Origin of the sequence: Glaciecola sp. XM2, from assembly GCF_018595715.1 — a bacterium.
GTDB lineage: Bacteria > Pseudomonadota > Gammaproteobacteria > Enterobacterales > Alteromonadaceae > Glaciecola.
The window spans coordinates 81,719-105,134 of sequence record NZ_JAHEOJ010000027.1 but is presented as its reverse complement, the minus strand read 5'-3'; the positions used below and the strand labels follow the sequence as shown (position 1 = coordinate 105,134).

The following is a 23,416-nucleotide window of genomic DNA, read 5'->3' as shown; positions in this document are numbered from 1 at the left end:
ATAAGGACCTATGTAAATTTCTGTTAGTGTACCGCAACTCTCCCATGCTGTTTCGAACAATTCCATTTAACTCAAAAAAAGCCTACTGCGATGAGTAGGCTTTGTATTTGGGGGAGTCAATTCACGCTATTGGGCTACTTGGGCATCATCGTTTGGATTTAACAAAATCGGGGCACCAAAACCCAATGCTTCAAGTCGGCTTAGTTGCGTCTGTGCATCCCCAACCACAAGGTAGAGCATCTTGTTAGGGTTGACATACTCACCAGCCAATGCGCTAATTTCATCTAAGGTGATTTCTTTTACAATCGCTTCTCGCTTCGAAACATAGTCAGCAGTCCAACGATAATCGCTAATGTTCTTTAGCATACTTAACTTCGCACCGAGGGTTTCAAAACGGCGCGCGTTACTTTTTAATAAAAAGCTTTTGGTTGTTTGCAAGTCTTGTTCTGAGAAGGTTGCCGGATACTCACTCAAAATAGACTTAATCAGTTCAGCCGCTTCATAGGTAACATTTGTGCGAATATTGCTACCAATGACAAATGGCCCTGGAAGCTGCGTTCCGGAAAATGAAGAGCGAATGCCATACGTGTAGCCCTTGCCTTCGCGCAACTGTTGCGTTAGCCGAGACGCAAACCCGCCGCCACCTAAAATGTAGTTCATTACCTCAGCAGGATAGAAATCTGTATCAGTCTCTGCCAATGCTAAGTAACCAAAACGGATAACTGATTGTTTAGCTCCCGGTACGTCATAAAAATAGACTTGCGAGGCTTCAATTGGGGCTGGCTTTGTAAACACAGGTAGTTTTGCATCCCTTACGGTCCATTTAGTCGCTAGGTCGTCAAGTGATGCCATAACGGTATCTTGTGTCACTGCGCCAACAATATGGAAATCGGCTAACTCCGGCGCAAGGTGCCTTTCGTAGTATTCCTTAAGGTCTCCTAAGGTAATATTGGCCACGGTATCTGTGCTACCTAACACGCTATAAGAGAGGATATTTTCACTCCCGTAGAGCAGTTTATTGAATTGCGCATTAGCAATGGCATTTGGGTTTGCAGACTGCTGAGCAAGGTTGCTCAATACACTTTGCTTAGCAAGCGCAAATTCTTGTTCATCCCACCTAGGAGAAAGCAGTATTTCCTCTACCAAGTCCAAGGTTGCTTGATAGTTTTTTGCTAACGTGTTGCCGCTGATACTCATCGTATCTTGACTCGCACTTACCGAAATAGAGGCGCCGAGCATATCAATCGCTTCTTCCAGTTGTTCGGCTGTTTTACTCGCCGTTCCTTTCATCATGAGCTCTGCAAGCAAGTTAGCTACGCCGGCCTTTTCGGTGGACTCCATCATCAGGCCACCGTCTATTTCTAAACGAAACTGCACGAGCGGCAGCTCAAAGGTTTCAATACCATAAACGCCCATTTGATTAGCTTTTTGGGCTTGCCACGTAGTAGGAACTTTTACTTGGGCTGCAGGACCATATGGAGGCTCCACGCTGCGGTCAAAGCTAGACGGCGTTCTAGCGTATTCAGTTGATTCAGGCAGCAAAAACTCTTCTTGCGCCACACCTTGTACAATTTCTTCTTCGGTGACTTGCGCTACCGATGCTCCTTCAAGCGCCAACTCAACCTCTCCTTTAGGGACGAAGCTAGTCGCAACATATGGCTTGCCTTTTATATAGGCATTGTACACACGCAATACATCTTCTTTGCTTACCGCTAACACGTTTGCAATGTCTTGATTTATGAAGCTAGGGTCGCCAGCAAAGATATTATACTCTGCTAGTTGTATCGCTTTTCCTAAAACACTCGACAGATTATTATAAAAGCTGGTTTCGATGCCCGCTTTGATGCGATCTAAATCGGCTTGCGTGAAACTTTCGGTTTCGAATTTAGTGAATGCGGTATTGACCGCTGCATACACTTCATCTAAATCTGTGCCTGGGAAAGCACGAATCAATAAGGTTTTTTCACCGGCAATTTCATTATTACGGTCGAACATAAAGATGGTCGATGATAGTTGTTCTTGCTCAGTTAACACTGAGTTTAACGGGGCTTTTTTACCACTGCTTAAAAGTTGTGAAAGCACTTGTAACGGGTAGCTATCAGGATGATAGATTTCCACCGTCGGCCACGTAAGTCTTAACTCAGGTAAACGAGCAAAATTATCTTCGTGAAATAAGGACTTAGAGCTCTCAAGTTCTACCGGCATCTTGGGCAGTGGCGTGATCTCATCCCCTCTGGGTATTTCACTAAAATACTTACTTACCCAAGCTTTTGCTTGTTCAGAATCAAAGTCACCCGCAATCACCAAGGTCGCATTGTTTGGCACATACCACTTACGATAAAACTCTTTTACATCGTCTAAGGTCGCACTTTGCAAATCTTCTAGAGAGCCGATGACTTGCCAATTGTATGGATGGTTACTGGGATATAAGTTCTTACCAACCACATAATTTGCATGCCCGTAAGGTGCATTATCAACCCCTTGTCGCTTTTCATTTTTGACAACCTGCTTTTCTTTTTCTAGTACCGCTTCGGTCACTGTATTGATGAAAAAGCCTAGCTTGTCGGCTTCGGCCCAAATCATCTTTTCTAAGGCATCATTTGGTACGGTTTGAAAATAGTCAGTGCGGTCACGGCTCGTTGAACCATTAGCGCCAGAGCCTCCAATGCGGCTGCTCATGGCATCTAATCCACCTTTACCTAAGTTTTCAGACTCCAAAAACAGCAGATGTTCGAACAAATGCGCAAACCCTGTTCTGTTTTCTATTTCACGCGCTGAACCTACATGGAACATTAAAGCTACCGCGGTAACCGGGTCTGAATCGTCCTTATGAAAGACAACCTCCAAGCCGTTATCCAAAGTAAACTTTTCAACATCTACTTCGAGCGTTTTTTGAACCGGCTCAGCGGCTTGCTGATCGCCAAGCTCTTTAGGAGGGGTGCATGCGCCTATAAAAAGCACAGCGAAGAGAGCAACGAATGAAATATGTATTTTCACTTTGTATCCTTTAGTTAACGGCAAGCTGAGTATATAAGGTATGCAACTCAAGTGTGACTCACACTTTGCAAATTAGTCACTGAGCACAAGTACTGAGAACCTTATACCTTAATCTTAGCCATTGTAAACTCCTCACTGGTCGTTTGAAATATAAAAGCCTGATAAACTAAGTACACGCGAATTCATTGAGGCAAGCTTTTTATGTCAAACCTCCCTCCTTGCCCACAGTGCAAGGCCGATTATACGTATGAAGATCAAACACTGTTAATTTGCCCTCAGTGCGGGCACGAATGGCAGCAAAGTGATTTAGAGCCTCAAAGGTTGTCGCTTAAAGATGCGGTCGGAAACCTTATCTATGAGGGGGACAGCGTTACTTTGGTTAAAGACCTAAAAGTAAAAGGCTCCTCGCAGGTCCTCAAAATAGGAACGAAAGCAAAAATAAACAGAATTGTTGAGGGCGACCATGATATCGATTGTAAAGTGGATGGCGCTGGGGTGATGATGTTGAAATCTAAGGTAGTGAAACTACAAAAGCAGTAGTGTGTACTTACTTAATACTTTTAGCATACAGGAAAGCACCCATTTCGGCCGAAGCTGCAGGCTTTAGTAGTTTGTGTCCAAGCTGCTTTTCTAGCAAAGGGATATAGCGCTCTGACAAACCGCCATCAATAAAACAAAAATCGTTTGAGACATCTGCTTTTTTAAGCAACATAGACAAATAGCCCACGCCCTCAGCAAGTATTGTCTTTGCCACTTCGCTTGAATGTTGATGTTCAAAAACTAAGGGAGCAAGGGTAGCGTACTCCTGAGGGTTTGCACGCGAGAAGTGTTGAATGATGACAGATGCTGTACTACCAAAGCGTTGAGCAATGGCTTGTTCCAACTTCGGCTCGTGATAAATACAATCCAAAGTTTGTAAGTACCAACTTATCAGACATTTACCAATCCACGCACCACTGGCAATGTCACCCAATAAAAAGCCATGGCCTCCATACGTGGTGACCCGTGAATTTTTAAGGCTCGCAAAACAGGACCCCGTACCTACAATAAGTAGCGCGCAATCCCGCCCTTTGTTTGCGCCAATGAGTGATGCATGAATGTCGGTGATGATTGAGGCATGCTGAAATGGATGCTTCCAACTTTTGAATTTATGCAAGGCCTCGGGCATGCCGGCACCTGCGCAAGCTGCGCTTAAAATGCATTGCTCTGGCGTAAGCCCTGTTGCTTGAAGAACATTACCTACCCCTGTTTCAATGGAGTGTATCGCTAAGTCAAAATCACTAAATACATTTGCAGGTCCGGTCACACTCTGCGCCAGCTCGCGGCCCGATTGGTCAAAAAGCACCACGTTACACTTTGTACCGCCGCCATCGACTGCAATGATGTAGTCACTCATAAAACAAAATTTCCATTGACAATAAAACGTAAGATAGGATGATTTACATACTCTAACGCTTTTGGGGTCATTCCTGCGAATGTGTGCATATTATCTTAAACGCAAGCTCGGTCAAAAACACGTAAAAGCTTTCGCTTTAACATCCGCCATTGCTATATTTGTCGTATCTTTATCAGGATGTAGCCAACATCAAGAGGGCACTCAAGATGACAACACCATCAAACAAGCGCAGAACAGTCCTCCTCATGCAGTCTTTTATCAGCAAACTATGTTAGCGATACCGCCCCTTCCTGCCAATCAGAGTGATAAATCGGAAGGCTGCTCGTTGCGGCCCGCAAATGATGCGTATAAAACCTCAACGCAAGTGAACTATGCTGATTATGGTTGGGAGTCGCGTATTACCTTGCAACCCAATTATTTTGATATTTCGAGCCAATCTGGTCGTGTTTTTGTTATCGACATGGCTGATAAAAATGGCGAAATGGCATATCGATATTTAGGCAATGACAACTCTCACGATGAAATATATGAGCCGTGGAGTTCATCTAAAATTTTCGCCTACACCGGAGCGATTTCCAAAGTACGCGAGCTTGGCCTAGGCGCACAAGCCACCATCGGTGAGACCTATATTGCGGATATGATTACGGGCATTAACAGCTATGAGGATTTTGGCACTGCGTCAGGTGAATCCAATGCCCTTGCCACATTTTTTGCCAATGTTGCAGGAAGAGAGCGCCTAACAGGTTTGTTTTATGACCAGTGGTTAAAACTCTCCAACCCCAACATATATTTCAAGGGAGCATATGGCCCAGTCGCATTCGAACCATCAAACCTTATTTGGAGCATGTTAAACACTGAAAAAAGCGCGCTGATCACGCCATACCTTGAGGCATCTGAGGACCCAGCGTACCTTCCTTACCGGTGTGACACCTGTGGTTTGACGGGAAATAAACCGATGACCACACTTGCTCAGGCCGAATGGTTAAAACGCTTAGCAGTACATCAGCGCGACCGAGCGACAGCACATCCAAATTTGCTTGCTCAAGATGTAGAAACGTTACTCTATGGCACTGGTCATTCATATCCCGACCAACGCTTCGCAGGCATGACTTTGGGTATCTCTACTATGCTCCAACAGGCCATTGCAAATGTCATGGTCGATGGTCAATCCAACGACGTGAAAAAGACATTAGACGAGCAAACTCAAGGACAGTGGCGCGTATTTCAAAAAATCGGTTGGGGCCCAAGCGAAACGCGCTCTACCACAGAAAATGTAGTGTTAGCCCATGTTTGTTTGCCGCATTTTCAAGGCGGTAGAGAGTTTACCATCGCAGCGCAAGTAGCCGTACCACAAGCAAAAGAAGAGAATTTACCCCTTGCAGGTAAGAAGATGCTTGCGCTGCTAGAAGACAGTATGCGTACCCTTTTAAGAGAGCCGTAACGTGAGTCGACAAACCATTGCCACTATCAACCTAGACGCGGTGACATCCAATCTTATCGCGCTTCAAGGATATGCCAAACAAAGTAAGACCGTTGCGGTAATAAAAGCAAATGCGTATGGCAATGGCGCCGTAAAAATTGCCCAACATATACAAGCGCATTGCGATATGTTCGCCGTGGCAATATTGCAAGAGGCCCTGGAGTTAAGAGCAAGTGGCATCACACTGCCAATATTGGTATTGCAAGGGCCGCATGAATCACCGGAAGTGGCGCATACGCTAGAACAAAATCTGCACTGGATGATTCACAATCATACCCAACTTGGCTTTTTAGACGCATTATCCTCTACCGAAGCAAGTCTAGATGGGCGACTGTGGTTTAAATTCGACAGCGGCATGCATCGCTTAGGATTTGCGCTCGACTCATTTGCAAAGCTCGTAGACGATTACCCTCAATACTTTACCCCCAACACTGTTATTGCCACTCATCTGGCCTGCGCTGATGAAGCAAATAGCGAGCATGCTCAGTCACAGATCGATGCCTTTTTAAAGTGCGCTCAAACCTCTGGTTTTGCGCTATCGATAGCGAATTCAGCTGGCACAATTGCACACAAAGACGCACGCCAAGACTTCAACCGAATTGGCATTGCCATGTATGGTAGCTCTCCATTTTCTGTTCAAGCACCTGCGAACCAAGCGTTGGTGCTGAAGCCGGTGATGCATCTACAGGCAAAAATCATTGCTTTAAGGACTATCCCCAAAGGCGATACCGTAGGTTACGGAGCCACATGGAAAGCGCCGCGACAATCCACCATAGCAACAGTCGCAATCGGGTATGCTGATGGCTATCCAAGGCATGCTCCCACTGGCACACCGGCGATGTGCAATGGTCACAGGATTGCATTAGTCGGCAGAGTTTCTATGGATATGATTACCTTTGATGTGACGGACTTACAAAATGTTGAGGTTGGCGATAATGTGGAATTATGGGGTGATACCTTGTCCATTAATGATGTCGCTGAGCATATTGGCACCATTGGTTATGAACTTATGACGCGTTTATCTTCTCGTGTTAAAAGACGCTATTTTTGCGCTGCTGGAAACGACAATTCGCCATTATGAAAATCAGGAATATCTCTCTTTATTCTTTAAGCGCGCCTCTACACACCCCTTTTAAAACTGCTCTTAGAACGGTGAACGCATTGCATGACAGCGTGGTAGTTTTGCAGTGCGACAATGGCATCGTTGGGTTTGGCAGTGCCCCGGCAACGCTTGCAATCACTCAACAAGATCACAGACATATTGCTAACGATATACATAAGTTACTCAAGCCCTTACTGATTGGGCAAACCCTTGAGCAATTTGACACGATTATTCGTCAGGTAAATCAGCACCCTGAGGCAGGCAGTAATGCAAAAGCCGCTATCGATGTAGCACTTTATGATGCTTTTGCTCAACTTAATCAAATGCCTTTGTATCAGCTATTATCGCCGGCTCAACAACCGAGCAAGACGATTCATACCACGTTGATGACCGATTATACCATTAGCGTCAATAGCCCCGAACAAATGCAAAAGCATGTAGATGAGGCAATATCACGCGGGTATCGGTGCTTAAAGGTCAAGGTAGGTAAAGAGCCAAAGGACGACATAGACAGCATCACCCAACTATATCACCACATACGGCGCTCTTGCACCGAAGAGATCGCCATTCGCATCGATGCAAACCAGGGCTGGAGCACCGATTCAGCAATCTCAATCATGCAAACATTAGAGACAAATGGCATGACCTTTGAATTGCTCGAACAACCAGTCAAAGCGAATGATATTACTGGCATGGCAACCATAAAAGCAGCTATCAATACGCCTCTTATGGCAGATGAGAGCGCGTTTAACTTGTCTCAAGTAAAGCAGTTACACAGGTGCGAAGCAGCCGATATTATTAACATTAAACTAATCAAAACTGGCGGTTTGTTTGGCGCTTTAAGTATCATCGAATATTGTCGTCAACATGACATAACTTGCATGATTGGTTGCATGCTTGAGAGCAGTATTGGCGTCGCTGCTGCCTCACATTTAGCCGCCGCAAATGCCGATGTCATTAAGCTTATTGACCTTGATGGCCCAACATTGGCCAAGTTCGATCCGATTAAAGGAGCGACCGTTTTCGACAACGCCAACATTCAACTGAATACCACAGCGGGGCTTGGAATTAGCCCCAATCAAAGCTTTGATCCCTGGCGCGCAGAATAATCCCTCGCGTGGATTGCAACTTGGTTTTCGAAGGCCATTGGGTTAAATTGATGCGATACTTCATTATCTTGTTCGCATGAAACCCATTATTCATTATTGTCGCATGTTGCGCTATTTTATTAACCTTAAGGTTTGTCTTGAATGATTGATCAATTTTCATTAATCGACTGGTCGGTATTTGCCGGTTATGGCCTATTGCTGTTAGTCACCGGCTATATTTTCAATCGAAAAGCAAGCACAACCAACGATTACTTCCTTGCTGGAAATGCCATGCCGATATGGGCGGTAGGGGTTTCTGTGTTAGCCACATCGCAATCAGCTGCCACCTTTTTAGGCGGTCCTGATCAAGGTTACCGTGGTGACTTAACCTATTTGGCCACAAATATTGCAGGTATCATTGCCGCTATCTTTGTAGCGACATTCTTACTACCTCGATTCTACAAACTAAAGGTATTTACGGTATACGAGCTATTGCAAAAACGCTTTGGTGAAAATGCTAAGTATCAAGCGGGGATCATTTATTTAAGCGGTCGTCTGTTTGCTAGCGGCGCAAGACTATACATGGCGGCCATTGCCGTGGCGATGATTTTGTTCGGCGATATTCAAGCCAGCAGCGTAATAAGTGCCATCTTGCTAATTGCGATTATCGGATTTGCATATACCATGTACGGCGGTATCCGCAGCGTTATTTATTCTGACGCGATCCAATGCCTTGTGTATATCAGCGCGGCCCTACTCGTCTTGTTTTATCTATACACCAGCATGCCCGTAGATTTTGGCACCATCGTGCAAACACTGCAAAACCCTGCACCGGGGGAGCCATCAAAACTGACCTTTATCGATTTTTCCTTGGATTTTAGTAGCGCCGGCGTCTTTGGTTTTTGGTCGGTGATCACAGGGTTTGTGTTGCTCAACATTGCCGCCTTTGGTTTAGACCAAGACGTCACTCAGCGCATGCTCACTTGTAAAGACGAAAAAAGCGCCACCAAGGCCCTACTTTCGTCCATCGCAATGGGAATACCAGTGGTGCTTATTTTTGTTTGCATCGGCCTGCTGCTTTTTATCTACTATCAACGCCCAGATATTATGGCGCAGTCTGCACTAGGAGAGCCGGTGCCAGAGTTTGATGGGCAAACCGTCACCATCTTTATGTATTACGTGCTTACCGACCTCCCCAATGGCATAAAAGCAATTGTCACCATTGGTATCGTGGCGGCAGCCTTATCAACTTTAAATTCGGGACTCAACTCAATGTCTTCGGTAGCGATACAGGATATTTATAGAGGCTTGATTCGCAAAAACGCGGTTATCTCTGAGCAAAAGCTCGTATTTGCAGGGCGCGTTAGCATGGGTCTTGTCGCCCTCGCGTTATCGTCTATGGCGGCCCTTTGTTATTACTGGCAACAATATACCGATACCCCCCTGCTAGCATTTGCGCTTAGCGTCATGGTATTTTCTTACAGTGGATTACTCGGCATTTACTTTACCGCGCTATTCACTCATAGAGGCTCACCTACATCGGTTTTATGTGCGCTCATCGTTGGCTTCTTAACGCCGGTCGTAATGCAGCCCTACATACAAACTCTGTATTTGCCAGAGCACCTGCAGTTTGATTTAGGTTTTTCATGGCAGCTAATTATTGGGACGGCCTTGTCGCTGAGTATATGCATGCTTGGTAAGTCATCTCATACCGCTGAGCCAGTGCACGAGGGATGATAAAAAATGACTAATACCTCAGAAGTGTTAATCCGTGATTTGGATAACATGCTTTCAGAAGGGCGAAACCCAAACACGCTAGATTTAGATACTCGCCCTACGCAAGAGCTTTTACGTGTCATTAACCAAGAAGATAAAAAAGTCGCTGAAGCCGTTAGCTCGCAGCTTTCACAAATAGCCTGCGCGGTTGACACAATCGTCGCTGCTTTCAAAAAAGGTGGGCGTTTAATCTATATTGGTGCCGGCACTAGCGGGCGACTTGGCGTACTAGACGCGGTGGAGTGTCGCCCAACGTTCAGTGTGCCAGATGATATGGTTGTTGGCCTAATAGCAGGCGGTGAGCGTGCACTCACTCACGCAGTTGAAGGGGCAGAAGACAATATTGAGCAAGGTAAAATCGATTTACAAGAGATTCAACTAAACGCAAATGATGTCGTTGTAGGTATTGCAGCAAGCGGCCGCACACCCTATGTGATTGGAGCGTTGGAATATGCTAATAATACGGGCTGCCGGACGGTATGTTTAGTCTGTAACCCAAATGCGCCTTTGTTGAAAATTGCCCATACCGGCATCTGTGTTGCAGTAGGTCCAGAGTGTCTAACAGGCTCAACGCGCATGAAGTCGGGTAGTGCACAAAAGTTAGTGTTAAACATGCTTAGCACTGCAAGCATGGTAAAAATTGGCAAGGTATATGAAAACCTTATGGTTGACGTAAACGCGACAAATCACAAACTTGAAGCAAGGGCAATTCGTATTGTGATGCAGGCAACGGCATGTTCGGTCGAGCAAGCACAAACCGCGCTAGCGAAAGCTGAAAATAGCGCCAAGCTCGCAATTTTGATGGTACTGACTAATTCATCTGCACAACAAGCACGCCGGCTACTAGATGATGCTGACGGATTTTTGCGCAACGCATTGAAATCATAATATTGCCTTAACTTTGCAAATAAACGCCGTCTAGCCGTCGATTATAATTTGCATATGCGTGCCTTCTTTAGCTATGGTAATAGACACGTACTCTATAATGTTTAACACCATATGCCATCTTCCATTCATCCACTGTTGGCCGAACTGAACCGACCTCATTTAGTCCATGACAATGTTCTTCCGTTTATACGTGAGCTCAAGAAAATTGAAAGCGTTGAAGTAGTATGCGAGGGAGAGTCTTACGAAGGCCGTGACATTTATCGCATTCGCCTTGGCTGTGGTCCCATTGTTATTTTAGCGTGGACGCAAATGCATGGAAATGAAGCAACCGCGACCGCCTCAGTATTTGATTTAATCGATAGCGTGCTGAGTGCACAAGATATGCCGCTCAATGTGTTTGAGCAGTTGTTTACATTGCATATCGTACCTATGCTAAACCCAGACGGCGCACAGCGCTGCATACGTCATAATGCTCAAGCGATTGATATCAATAGGGATGCGATGGCGCAACAAACGCCTGAAGGCCGCATATTGATGCGCTTGGTAGATGATTTAAAACCTAAGGTTGGCTTTAATCTTCACGACCAGTCGCCTTATTATCAGTGTGGCACAAACGGTAACCCCTCAACTATCGCCTTTCTTGCCCCAGCGTTTAATCATGAAAAGGATATTGATGAAGCGCGCTTTTTAGCAATGGCCCTGATTGGCAAAATGACAGAAACGATTAGCCCGCACATTCCGCAATGCATAGCACGATATGACGATACCTTTTCTCCTCGCTCGTTTGGCGACCGCATAGCCGAGAGGCAAGTTAGTACGATATTGATAGAATCTGGCGCGGCACGCAAAGACCCTAATCGTCAGGTCGCTCGCAAAATGAATGTACTTGCAATTCGAAGTGCACTCAACGCATTAAAAGACATGCACGAGCAACAACTAGACGAAGCCCAGCTATCCCATTATCAACAAGCATACTGGCGAATTCATGAAAACACCGCAGAAACGTTGTCGTCTTTGGTGATACACAACTTAAGGTTCGACGGTGAGCACCCGTATTTCGCCAGTATCAGCATCAAACAAACCGCACGTTATAGCGATGTGTTTTTTATCGACGCAGTGGGCGACTTAGGCATTCAAGCTGGCCTTGAAGAATTTGATGCGACTGGGTTATGCTTTGACTACGGGCGGCCTCATAACCTTAGTGAACCTTTACTTATTGACAACCAAGGTTATAAGGATTGGCTTAAAAAAGGAGTGATTCACTTTCATGGTGAGGCCGACTTGTTGAATAATCAGTCTGATTATAGTCTGTCGTTTAATAACACCGAGCCCTCAATAAGGTGCTCATTACGTTTACAGCAACCCGCTTATTTTCTCATGCGCCTGAAAGGCGTCGTTGTTGCCGCAGTAATTAACGGAAAACTGCTTATATTGGAATAATAAACCGCTGTAGCCGTCCATTGTATTGTGAATATGATTGTCTCTAGATAATTAAGGCACTATGATATTGAAACAATAAGAGAATCCCTCCTATACTGTTCAATACGTCGGGGGTCAAATGCAAAAGAGCGGAGCTAATCGCTAGATGTCTTATTCTGTTTTACGTTCAGTTTTTATACTTGCTAGTGCCATATTAGTTGCGAGTTGCGTAAGTTCATCATATACCCAACTTCCCTCGGCGAATTATAGCTTTCGGGTCAAATCGTTGGTGATGCATTTTACCGCTGTAGATTATCAAACATCGGTGGATTTATTGGTCGACGAAGGGTTTGTAAGCTCTCACTACCTTGTTCCGCAAAGCAATGACCCTAGCTATCCATATTCTGATTTAAAAATATTACAACTGGTTGATGAAACTGAGCGCGCATGGCATGCCGGTACAAGCTATTGGCAAGGTCGAACCGGTCTCAATGATAGTTCAATTGGCATTGAAATTGTAAATACTCCGTCATGCTTTGATGATGAGAACGCGATTGAGGCCGCAGGAATGGCGTCTAAAGCTGAGCATGGGCCTAACCGTCTTTGCATCTTCCCAGATTTTGACCCAAAACAAATCGAGTTAGTCATCCAACTCAGTCAAGACATCTTAGCGCGCAATCCAGATATTTCACCTACTGCGGTGGTTGGCCATTCTGATATTGCTCCTTCTCGGAAAAACGATCCCGGTCCACGCTTTCCTTGGTTTCAGCTATATCAAGCAGGCGTTGGCGCATGGTATGACGACGAAACATTAGCTAAGCATTGGCAAATATTTAATAGCGATTTGCCCAATATCGGCCTAGTGCAAGCGGCACTGAGTGCTTACGGATACGGCATTATTGAAACCGGCATACTCGACAGACAAAGTATTGATAATTTGTCAGCATTTCAAATGCACTTTTTACCTTGGCAGGTAAGTGGCAATTCAGATGCAAGAACCGCCGCTGCTATCTTTGCATTGCTCGAAAAATACTTTCCAGATGCTCATACTGCCCTGATGGAGCGATATCATCTTGAGCGTGAGAGCATCGAAGAGCCCCTCCCCTCTTTCGTCAATCAGCTCGACTTGCACTTTCCGATGATCAAGGCGCAAAGCCGAGAATGGGTAAATAACAGAACGCGATTTAGCGCATATGCCAATAGCGGCCGCTTTTCTCTCACCTCATCTGATGCGACGTCGGCAGATATATACGTGAACGAAGAAAAGCTTAATATTGACACCCCCTTTATCTTTGGCAACATATATGAATATTCGTTAGAAAAACGTACGCACGATGGCATAAACACATTAAGGGTGGCCAATATTCTCCCTCAAGGCGCTAGCGTTCACATATCCATTCCCTACCCTGAGATTGGCAAAACCACAGCTGCACCCTATGACTTCAGTGCGGTCGATAGATTAATTCAAGACGATATTGAAAATGGTTTTCCTGGTGCGGTACTGTTGGTATTGCATAAAGGTAAGATTGTTAAGCACTCGGCCTACGGTTATGCCCGTAAATATGACAACAATGGCGAAACGCTAAACTCACCCTTGCCCATGCAGCTAGACACTCGATTTGATCTTGCATCAAACACCAAGGTGTTTAGCACCACACTGGCCATTATGAAGCTGGTGAATGAAGGTAAATTGAGTTTACATGATTTGGTTGTCACTCACCTTCCAGAATTTATAGGCGCTGGACGTGAAACCCGCACGATAGAAGACTTGCTATCCCACGCCTCTGGCTTTGATAGTGAAGTGAAATTTTTTGACCCCAACAATTCACTTGGCGAAACTTTTCATTCATTGGAGCCAGGGGTAACAAAAGATTTACTGTTGAACAAAGTACCGTTTAAAGCCGGAAGACAAACGCTGCAAACCTATTCCGATACTAACTTCATGATCTTAGGCTTGTTGGTTGAACGCATAACCGGCCTCGGGTTAGATGAGTACCTAGAAGATGAGGTGTACGCACCATTAGAACTTAAGTCATTGCAATTTACACCTCTTGAGAAAGGTGAAGATCCTTCACAATTTGCGGCTACCGAACTGATGGGTAATTCGCGAGGAGGAGAAATCAATTTCCCGAATATTCGCATGCATACCTTGCAAGGCGAGGTGCACGATGAAAAAGCATATTATTCGATGGCTGGCGTGGCTGGACATGCAGGCTTATTTGGAAATGCTCAAGATTTAGCGGTGTTAGCACAGCTACTGCTAAATGGCGGTGGCTATGGTGATGTAAGCCTTGTTGATGACAATGTGCTCCGTCGCTTTACACAATCTAGCTCAGGGCAACATAACATCGGTTTAGGTTGGCGTTTGGCATCTGATAAATCGCTGGCGTGGCACTTTGGTCCGTATGCCAGTGCCAGTGCCTTCGGACATACCGGTTGGACAGGCACCGCAACACTTATTGATCCTGAATATGACTTAGCGGTTATTCTACTGACCAACAAAAAACATTCACCCACAATCGTAAACGAGAACGGGGTAAGCTTTTTGGGTGACACCTTCGAAACAGGGCGCTATGGTAGCGTAATGAGTCTTGTGTATGAGGCGATCATTCGCACAAAGTAATCCGATGTTAATAAAAACATTGACGTCTATAAGAATAAAACAAACATCTATCGAGGGAGAGGCGCAGTGGATTGGTTAACCGTATTACCACCAGCAATCGCGATCATTATCGTGTTATGGAAAAAAGAAGTCATCTTGGCTTTGTTGCTTTCGGTGGTCAGCGCCGAGTTTCTGTTGCTTTTATTGTCAAATGAAGCCTCCTTATTTTTAACTCCCATCAATACCATTGAACGCATCATTAGCACGGTGAGTGACCCCGGTAACGCGCGTATTTTAGTATTTTCTTTATTAGTCGGTGCATTGCTCGCTTTTGTTCGTGACTCGGGCGGTGTGGCAGCTATGGTGAATAAGCTCATCAATTCAGGCATCGCTAGCACAAAGCGAAGAGTGGGCGGCATTACCATGTTTACCGGCATCGCCATTTTCATCGAGTCTAATTTAAGCGTTCTTACCTCCGGTATCCTCGCCCGCGGCTTGTTCGACAAATTTAAAATGAGTCGTGCGCGGCTTGCTTATGTGATTGATTCAACCAGTGCTCCTGTGTGTATTCTTATTTTGCTAAACGGTTGGGGGGCCTACATATTGGCTTTGCTTTCAAGCTACGATTTAGGTCAAAACCCACTTGAAATATTATGGTCAACCCTTCCTTACAATATCTATGCATGGCTAACCCTTGTAGTAGTCGCTTATACGATTGCGGGCGATAAGGTTCATGGTCCGATGGCGCAAGCAGAAATAGACTTAGAACGTATCGACAGTAACGTAGAAGTAGCTGCTCCTAGCAAAGCGCGCTTTATGTTGGTACCAATGCTCGTCATGGTATTTGGCATGCTCGGCTTTATGTTTTGGACGGGCGAGGGCGACTTAACATCAGGTAGTGGCAGTAAGTCGGTGCTCTATGCGACATTTCTCGCCTGCATCGTTGCCTACGCCATGCTCCTAATTGGTAAAAAGACCGACAATAAGGGCGCGTTTAAAATGGGCTTTAACGGCATGAGTGAACTGCTTCCGTTAGTCACCATTGTATTACTATCAATTACCCTTGGAGACAGCTTAAAGGAACTAGGTACGGGGACTTTTGCGGCCGGTTTAGTGGGTAGCTACCTATCTATTTATTTGATTATTCCCATGCTCTTTATTGCTGGGGGCATCATTTCTTTTACCACCGGTACCTCATGGGGCACGTTTGCGATATTAATTCCCATTGGTATGCCGTTAGCGCAAAGTTTAGGGCTACCGCCAGAGATTGTGTTAGCGGCAATTTTAGGCGGCGGGATTTTTGGTGATCACTGCTCACCCATCTCAGATACAACCGCAATCAGTTCTCTTGCGGCAGGCTGCGACCTATTAACTCACGTTCGAACGCAACTGCCATATGCACTTGTAGTTGGGGCCACCACCATTATCGGATACATCGGTATTAGCGTGGTAGCGCTATAGAATAGCTTATGAGGCGAAGAGCTGACTCATATCTTCAAAATATTTAAACTCCAGGGCGTTGCCGCTAGGATCGAATAAGAAGAAGGTTCCCTGCTCGCCCACTTCACCCTTAAAACGAATATAGGGCGAGATATGAAAGGTATATCCAGCGCTCTGGAGACGCGAAGCAAGGGTCTCCCACTCGGCTTTTGGCAGTACGAGCCCAAAATGCGGGACCGGCACTGACTTGCTGTCCACTTGATTGGCATTGTCGCCGCTTGGCATCTCATTGACCAAGTGCGTCACGAGTTGATGGCCAAAAAAATTCCAATCAATCCATTGCTCAGAACTACGCCCCATCTCACAGCCAATATGCTCTTGATAAAAACGCTTACTTGCTTGTAAATCGGTGACGGGGATAGCGAGGTGAAATGGACAAATCATTACATGAACCTATTAAGAAGAAAGGATTTAAATGAGGTATACGGCGCATAACGAATATTATTTTCAAAACTGAAAGTGCGCTTCATAACCGTCTTTTCGTGACTAAAGCAGTCAAAGCCATATTTGCCATGATAACGACCCATTCCACTGGCGCCAACGCCACCAAAGGGAAGCTCATGATTGAGCATAAACATATTGCTGTCATTGATTAACATGCTTCCTGCACTGACTTTTTCAATAAATTGGCTCTCAATCTCTTTGTCTTTTGTATAAATATAAGCCGCTAAGGGGTCGGCACGTTTATTGATAAAGGCAAACATTTCGTTAATAGAGGGCAAGGTTATGATGGGTAGTAGCGGTCCAAAAATTTCCTCTTGCATGATAGGAGAATCAAGCGCTGGATTTAAAACAAGCGTTGGCGAGATGTAGCGCTCGGGGATATCAATTTGGCCACCATGGATAATGGTCTGCCCATCAAGATAGCTTGCAACTCGCTGACAATGTTGTTGCGAAATAATACGCCCATATGCTTTATTTGATTTAGGCTCTTTCGAATATTGCGCCTCAAGTGCGCGTTTCATTGCCTCGATGAACGCTTGCTGTATTTCTGGCTCAACCAAAACGTAGTCAGGCGCGATACACGTTTGCCCTGCGTTCAGCCATTTTCCCCAAACGATGCGATTGGCCGTAATATCTAAATCAGCGGTTTTATCTACAATGCATGGGCTTTTGCCACCTAACTCCAGGGTGACAGGAGTAAGGTGCTCAGAAGCCGCGCGCATGACGACTTTACCCACCCGCTCACCGCCCGTATAGAAAATTTTGTTAAAAGGCTGCTGCAACAAAGCGGTCGTCTCATCCTTGCCACCTTCCACTACCTTAAATGCCTTCGTATCTAAGTATTCTGGCAACATTTTAGCGATAAGAGCGGATGTGTTAGAAGCCATTTCGGAGGGCTTTAGCACGGCACAATTGCCAGCAGCAATCGCCGCAACAAATGGGCTCAACGTTAACTGTAGAGGATAGTTCCAAGCACCAATAATCAACACAGTACCTAAGGGCTGTGGGTATACAAAACTCTTGCCTGGCTTTGCCATTAACGGTGTCGATTTAGCAATTGGCCGCATCCATTTCTTTATATGCTTGAGTGCATACTTTATATCTGCCTGTAAAAATGCAATTTCGGCTAAGGTGGTTTCTTGCTTACATTTACCTAAATCTTTATATAGCGCTTCAAATATTGCCGCTTCGTTTTTGCGCAGCATTTTTGCCATGGCGTGTAGCTGGCTTTTTCGCCATTCCATAGAAAAAGTGACTCGAGTATCAAAGTACTTATTAAGACCATCTAAGACATTGGTAAAATCGAATTGCTCAATAGCTGCATCATCTGCACTATTGCTAGTCGCTGATGTAATTTCCAACGCTATGCTATGGGTATTAGACATGTGAACTGCATCCCTTACTGATAAGATCTCGATATTAACAAAGTAAGTGGATTTAACAAAATTTGAACAACAAAAAAGGCGGTAATATTACCGCCTTTTAATACAAACCTCGTTATTTTACCGCGCCAGTGAATGCTTATTCAAAAGGATGACGCAACACCATCGTTTCAGCTCTATCTGGGCCTGTAGAAATAATATCTACGGTAACCCCTGTGAGCTCTTCTAGACGTGCAATATAATTCTTAGCTGCTTGAGGTAAATCATCGTATTGAGTGACACCGTAAGTCTTTTGTGACCATCCCGGCATTGTTTCATACACAGGCGTGATAAGGTCATAACCCTCGGCGGCTAGAGGTGGCGTATCGACGACGTTGCCGTCGGCATCTTGATATCCGATACAAATTTTCAACACTTCTAAGCCATCTAACACGTCAAGCTTGGTTAGACAGAATCCTGTTACAGAGTTGAGTTGTACCGCACGACGAATAGCAACTGCGTCAAACCAGCCTGTTCTGCGTTTACGACCAGTAGTTGCGCCAAACTCATGTCCTTTAATTCCTAGATGTTGTCCTACCTGACAATCTAATTCAGTTGGAAACGGTCCAGAGCCAACGCGTGTAGTATATGCCTTTACAATCCCAAGGACGTAGTCAATGCTCAGCGGGCCAAAGCCGGCGCCGGTGGCAACGCCGCCTACGGTGGTATTCGATGAGGTCACATATGGATATGTACCATGATCAATATCTAGCAAAGTACCTTGCGCGCCTTCAAACATAATGGCTTGATTGTTTTGTTTGGCTTTCTCAAGTAGGTCGGTTACATCGACTTTGAGAGACTTAAATAGATCGGCAACTGCCAAAGCCTCTGCCAACACTGTGTCATAATCCACAGCAGGTTGCTTGTAATATTCGGTCAACATAAAGTTGTGATACGCCATGACTTCTTTAAGTTTTACGGCAAAGTCTTCTGGATTGAATAGGTCGCCTACACGCAAACCTCTTCGAGATACTTTGTCTTCATATGCTGGACCGATGCCGCGCCCTGTCGTGCCAATCGCTTTTGCACCACGAGCCACTTCGCGGGCTACGTCTAATGCCACATGGAAAGGGAGAATAAGCGGGCATGCTTCAGAAATGACCAAGCGCTCTTTGACTGGAATTCCCTTATCTTCAAGCATTTTCATTTCTTCAAGTAATGCTTGTGGGCTAAGCACCACGCCATTACCAATTACGCAGGTAACGTTTTCGCGTAATATGCCTGAGGGAATAAGATGTAATACGGTTTTCTCACCGTCGATAACGAGAGTATGACCCGCGTTATGACCGCCCTGATAGCGCACGACATATGACGCCTGATCCGTTAATAAGTCAACGACCTTTCCTTTACCCTCATCACCCCATTGGGTGCCGAGCACTACAACATTTTTTGCCATGGATTTTTATGCTTGATTAAGTAGGCGGCGATTTTAGCAAATTTCACTACGCATGTTGACACTAAATATCTATATTTTTAGTCGTAAGGCAAAAAAGCGTCTTTTTAAGCGAAAATTGCCCCTAAAACTGCTAATAATGAAACAGATGCGCTCAGCACAACCCGCCACTTATGCGTTAGTACAGCAAACTGTATATCTTGCGGCGATACTTAGACTTCAGAGGCTCACCATCCGGTAGCGCGTTAATCATATCGAGCGTAATCTTCTTCGCATCTGCAAAATTAAGATCTTTGCTGAGAACTTCGAATAATAAGGTTAATGCGGCCTCAGTTTTATGCGCTTGCTGGAGCTGCACAGCCACCTTAATTTTCAAATCAAAATCATCTGGATTTTTCTCAAGCTCTGCTTGCAACGCTTTTAATTCTGGCGATTCGGCCGCTTTTTCAGCCAATTCAATTTTTCCAACAATGGCTTGGTATCTTGCGTCCTGATCAACTAGTTTGATTTCAGATACTAATGCTTTTGCTGTTTCAATTTGACCTGTTTCAACCGCGCAATCGGCAAGTAGTAATCGGCATTCAATGCTATCTGGGTCGAGATCAAAAGCCTGTTTGGCGTAGGTAAATGCAGTTTGCATGTCACCTTGCTGCGCCGCATTTACCGCTTGCTCTAAGGCTTCGCTTGCAGGGCTAGGCAAATGTTTTGCCAACGTTTCTGAAAGTTGTTCTGGCGTTTGTGCACCTGCAAAACCGTCGATAGGTTGTCCTTCTTTAATCAGCATGGTCGTAGGCAGCGAGCGCACGCCAAATTGCCCTACTATTTCGGGTTGCTCGTCACAATTGATAGTGGCCAATTTAAGGGTTTGTGGGTTTTGCTGGCATACATTTTCCAATACAGGCATCATCTGCACAGAAGCTTCATCCCAAGGCGCCCAAAAATAAGCAATCACTATCTTGTGCTTGCTATCTTCCAATATAACTTGTTTAAAGTTTTCAACATTTAACGCAACTGTATTCTCAGACATATTTAGCCAATCTACTTGTTTATATCTCTCGATTATGAGGATCAATTTCGGTTTTGCAAGCCTGTGGACAAATTTACATGTGTGCAAAAGTCGTGATATAAACACATGTGATTTACTGTTTTGAGTATGATGTATGAGTAATCGATTTTCCTCTTTTTCTGAGTTTTACCCATATTATTTGGCAGAGCATGCAAACCCTACATGCCGCCTTCTGCATTTTATTGGCTCATGGTTAGTGCTTGGCGTCATCATTGCGGCAATAGTCACCAGTCAATATGTATTGTTATGGCTGATGCCCATTATTGGTTATGGCTTCGCGTGGGTGGGCCACTTCTTTTACGAACATAACCGGCCAGCGACGTTTAAGCACCCCATATATAGCTTGATGGGTGATTGGGTGATGTTTAAAGATATTCTTATTGGAAAGATATCTTTGAAGGGATAAAAAGACTGCCTAGATTTAGGCAGTCTTTTGAAGAATAAGCTTAGCTTACTTTGGTGCGTGCAGCTTCAATACTTTTCCGTCTGCGGCATCGGTAATGACGTAAATGCTGCCATCTGGTCCTTGAGCTACATCTCGGATACGATAATCCAAACCTTCTAGTAAATTGTTTTGTGACACAATTTTGTCACCGTCCATTTCAAGGTGCTTTAAGTATCTGAACTTTAACGAACCAATAAACAAGTCGCCTTGCCACTCAGGAAACATCTCTGCTGTGTAGAACATCATACCACTGGGCGCAATGGAAGGATCCCAATAGGTTAGCGGTTGCTCCATTCCGTCCATCTCTGTCTTATCGGTGATGATACTGCCGTTATAGTTAACGCCGTAAGTGATGCTCGGCCAACCATAATTGTCGCCTTTGCTAAGAATATTTATTTCGTCGCCACCTTTAGGTCCATGTTCATGAGTCCATATAGCGCCGGTCTCTGGGTGCATGGTCATCCCCTGAACGTTGCGGTGTCCGTAGGTGTATACCTCTGGTGCAGGACCATCAATGAAGGGATTGTCGGCAACCGGTTGCCCGTCTTGCGTAATGCGCACTACTTTGCCGAAATGCGCATCCGTTTCTTGTGATGCTTCTTTGAACGACCCACGATCGCCCAATGAAATATAAACATGGCCCGATTGGTCAAATGTTACGCGGCAACCAAAATGAAAACCTGTGTCGACTTTAGGTAAGGCTTCAAACACTCGAGTCACATTAGTAAGTGCGCCATCGTTGAGAGTGCCTTTGTGCACTTCACTAGAAGTACCGCCTTCGCCAGCAACCGACAGACATACATAAACTTCTTGGTTTTCTGCAAAGTTAGGATGTATCGCTAGCCCTAACATCCCACCCTGTCCTCTATCTACCGCGGCGGGTAATCCGGTAATAGGAGCGCTGAGTTCGCCATCAGCCTTCATATGTCTAAGGCCGCCTTTGCGCTCGGTAATAAGCGCACTGCCGTCAGGCAAAAACGCAATGCCCCATGGGTGGTTCAGACCGCTGGCAACCTCAGTTACTTCAAAGTTTGATTGAGCCACTACATGGGTGCTCCCTGCCAAGACTATGCTCGAGGCAAGGGCTATTTTTAAACACTTTTTCATATGGGATAAACCTTAATTAGGTAGAGTTGCTCGCAACATCCAAGCTGTTTTTTCATGAACGCGCATTCTGTCGCCTACTAGTGCTGCAGTAGATTCATCATCGGCATCCTGTGCTAATTTTAATACTTCACGACACGTTCTTACGACCGCTTCATGTCCTTGCGTCAAAATGGTCACCATTTCTTTTGCCTCAGGGACGCCATCGACTTCGCTAATACTGCTAAGTGTTGCAAATGCTTTATATGTACCTGGCGCAACTACACCAAGCGTACGAATGCGCTCAGCAACATCATCCACAGCAATCGCTAATTCGGTGTAGTGCTCTTCAAACATAAGGTGCAGTTCACGAAACTGAGGACCTGTCACGTTCCAATGAAAGTTGTGCGTTTGAAGGTATAACGTGTATGAATCTGCAAGTAGTTTCTTTAGACCATCAGCAATCGCTACGCGGTCTGCTTCGTTAATACCAATATCAATTTTTGACACAAAAGACTCCCGTTTATTATTACAATGCGTTTATTTTAATTCGTTATTTATAGACTAATTGTGGGTTTTTGGTTTACTTGCATCGTCAGCCTTACGATTACTCATATCTTGGATACCCACATTGAGCGTTTGCTGCGATTGGTCAGCGAATTCCAAAGTTAAAGTAAACGATTCGCCGGCAACCAGAGGGCCCTGTAGGCCCATAATCATAAAATGCATCCCACCTGGTTGCATGGAAACCGAAGCGCCAGGCGCAATTGCAATGCCTTGCTCTAATTCTTGCATCCGCATCATGCCATTGACCATGTTGGTTTCGTGTAGCTCTACCATGCTTGCGATACTTTCGTCGACACTTGCGCCAACTAATACTATTTCTGCATCTGATGGATTAGTGAGTTGCGCGTATGCAGCGCCAGAGCGCGCCATTTTAAAAGTTTCGCGTGCCCATACTTTATCAACAACAATGTTTTGTGCCATTGTAGCATCAGCGTCATTCGCCTTTGCATGCGCTATGTGTGCACCCATCATGACCAAAAATATGTAACCGGCCCAAATCACTTTGTTCATTTCACGTTATCTCTCTAAACAAACTATTAATAATGATAATAACATAACCTCAAATCAAAAAGGCGGCAAGCGCTCTGATTTGAAAAATGGCCGGTTCGAGGTAAGGAGATTATCAAAGATAAACAAAAAGGCTAAACTAGTGTAGAAAATGGTGCCGACTGCCGGAATCGAACTGCCAAGACATATCAACTACTGATTCATCAGTAGGTGGCTAGTTCGAGCTGACTTATTTTAAGCTG

At 45.0% G+C, this 23,416-nt stretch carries 19 protein-coding genes; 10 read left to right on the top strand and 9 right to left on the bottom strand.

The genetic code is table 11. The features are described from left to right. Positions 1-126: 126 nt before the first annotated feature. Positions 127-2,997: a M16 family metallopeptidase gene (locus KJ365_RS15245; protein WP_352109426.1), complete on the bottom strand. Its 2,871-nt coding sequence runs from the start codon at positions 2,995-2,997 to the stop codon at positions 127-129. Between the two features lie 201 nt (positions 2,998-3,198). On the opposite strand from KJ365_RS15245, the gene KJ365_RS15240 reads away from it, so the two are divergent. After that, positions 3,199-3,537: a zinc ribbon domain-containing protein YjdM gene (locus tag KJ365_RS15240; RefSeq protein ID WP_214452537.1), complete on the top strand. Its 339-nt coding sequence runs from the start codon at positions 3,199-3,201 to the stop codon at positions 3,535-3,537. Positions 3,538-3,544: 7 nt separating this feature from the next. Here KJ365_RS15240 and KJ365_RS15235 read toward each other — a convergent pair whose 3' ends face one another. Beyond that, positions 3,545-4,393, bottom strand: a complete 849-nt coding sequence (locus KJ365_RS15235) for a glucosamine kinase nucleotide-binding domain-containing protein (protein WP_214452536.1) — start codon at positions 4,391-4,393, stop codon at positions 3,545-3,547. Between the two features lie 79 nt (positions 4,394-4,472). Between KJ365_RS15235 and KJ365_RS15230 the strand changes: the two genes are divergently transcribed. The 8 genes from KJ365_RS15230 (at position 4,473) to KJ365_RS15195 (ending at position 16,209) form a co-directional block, all read left to right on the top strand. Further along, a complete protein-coding gene (locus KJ365_RS15230; protein ID WP_214452535.1) occupies positions 4,473-5,834 on the top strand; it encodes a hypothetical protein in 1,362 nt (453 codons plus the stop codon). Between the two features lies 1 nt (position 5,835). Continuing rightward, entirely contained in the window at positions 5,836-6,954 is a 1,119-nt protein-coding gene (alr, locus tag KJ365_RS15225) for an alanine racemase (RefSeq protein WP_214452534.1), read from the top strand. Then, on the top strand, positions 6,951-8,084 hold the full coding sequence (locus tag KJ365_RS15220; protein ID WP_214452533.1) for a mandelate racemase/muconate lactonizing enzyme family protein: 1,134 nt from the start codon (positions 6,951-6,953) through the stop codon (positions 8,082-8,084). Before alr ends, KJ365_RS15220 begins: the two co-directional genes overlap by 4 nt. Before the next feature lie 141 nt (positions 8,085-8,225). Then, entirely contained in the window at positions 8,226-9,800 is a 1,575-nt protein-coding gene (locus KJ365_RS15215) for a sodium:solute symporter (RefSeq protein ID WP_214452532.1), read from the top strand. Positions 9,801-9,806: 6 nt separating this feature from the next. Beyond that, complete coding sequence (gene murQ, locus KJ365_RS15210; RefSeq protein WP_214452531.1) at positions 9,807-10,727, top strand: N-acetylmuramic acid 6-phosphate etherase; 921 nt, start codon at positions 9,807-9,809, stop codon at positions 10,725-10,727. A gap of 111 nt (positions 10,728-10,838) precedes the next feature. Next, positions 10,839-12,167 carry a M14 family zinc carboxypeptidase gene (locus KJ365_RS15205; protein ID WP_214452530.1) on the top strand — a complete coding sequence of 443 codons (1,329 nt, stop codon included), beginning with the start codon at positions 10,839-10,841 and terminating at the stop codon, positions 12,165-12,167. Between the two features lie 145 nt (positions 12,168-12,312). Then, positions 12,313-14,769 carry a penicillin binding protein PBP4B gene (gene pbp4b / locus KJ365_RS15200; RefSeq protein WP_214452529.1) on the top strand — a complete coding sequence of 819 codons (2,457 nt, stop codon included), beginning with the start codon at positions 12,313-12,315 and terminating at the stop codon, positions 14,767-14,769. Between the two features lie 66 nt (positions 14,770-14,835). Continuing rightward, positions 14,836-16,209 carry a Na+/H+ antiporter NhaC family protein gene (locus tag KJ365_RS15195; protein ID WP_214452528.1) on the top strand — a complete coding sequence of 458 codons (1,374 nt, stop codon included), beginning with the start codon at positions 14,836-14,838 and terminating at the stop codon, positions 16,207-16,209. A 6-nt stretch (positions 16,210-16,215) separates the two neighbouring features. Here the strand turns inward: KJ365_RS15195 and KJ365_RS15190 are convergent, their stop codons facing one another. The 4 genes from KJ365_RS15190 to KJ365_RS15175 all read right to left on the bottom strand — a co-directional run bounded on the left by KJ365_RS15190 (position 16,216) and on the right by KJ365_RS15175 (position 20,533). Next, positions 16,216-16,632 (bottom strand): VOC family protein, encoded by a 417-nt coding sequence (locus KJ365_RS15190; RefSeq protein ID WP_214452527.1) that lies wholly within the window; start codon positions 16,630-16,632, stop codon positions 16,216-16,218. Next, positions 16,632-18,077 (bottom strand): aldehyde dehydrogenase family protein, encoded by a 1,446-nt coding sequence (locus tag KJ365_RS15185; RefSeq protein WP_214452526.1) that lies wholly within the window; start codon positions 18,075-18,077, stop codon positions 16,632-16,634. The genes KJ365_RS15190 and KJ365_RS15185 overlap by 1 nt, the downstream gene beginning before the upstream one ends. 136 nt (positions 18,078-18,213) lie before the next feature. Beyond that, positions 18,214-19,509, bottom strand: a complete 1,296-nt coding sequence (locus tag KJ365_RS15180; protein WP_214452525.1) for an adenylosuccinate synthase — start codon at positions 19,507-19,509, stop codon at positions 18,214-18,216. Positions 19,510-19,684: 175 nt separating this feature from the next. Beyond that, a complete protein-coding gene (locus tag KJ365_RS15175) occupies positions 19,685-20,533 on the bottom strand; it encodes a tetratricopeptide repeat protein (protein ID WP_214452524.1) in 849 nt (282 codons plus the stop codon). Positions 20,534-20,666: 133 nt separating this feature from the next. Between KJ365_RS15175 and KJ365_RS15170 the strand changes: the two genes are divergently transcribed. Then, the gene (locus KJ365_RS15170) at positions 20,667-20,978 is read left to right on the top strand and encodes an Mpo1-like protein (protein ID WP_214452523.1); all 312 of its coding nucleotides are present in this window, start codon (positions 20,667-20,669) and stop codon (positions 20,976-20,978) included. Between the two features lie 45 nt (positions 20,979-21,023). Here KJ365_RS15170 and KJ365_RS15165 read toward each other — a convergent pair whose 3' ends face one another. From KJ365_RS15165 to KJ365_RS15155, 3 genes are read right to left on the bottom strand one after another with little or no spacing between them, the layout of a single operon-like run. After that, a complete protein-coding gene (locus KJ365_RS15165) occupies positions 21,024-22,124 on the bottom strand; it encodes a PQQ-dependent sugar dehydrogenase (protein WP_214452522.1) in 1,101 nt (366 codons plus the stop codon). A gap of 12 nt (positions 22,125-22,136) precedes the next feature. Next, positions 22,137-22,610, bottom strand: coding sequence for a Dps family protein (locus KJ365_RS15160; RefSeq protein WP_214452521.1), 474 nt, complete (start codon positions 22,608-22,610; stop codon positions 22,137-22,139). Between the two features lie 54 nt (positions 22,611-22,664). After that, a complete protein-coding gene (locus tag KJ365_RS15155) occupies positions 22,665-23,177 on the bottom strand; it encodes a copper chaperone PCu(A)C (RefSeq protein ID WP_214452520.1) in 513 nt (170 codons plus the stop codon). Positions 23,178-23,416 lie beyond the last annotated feature (239 nt).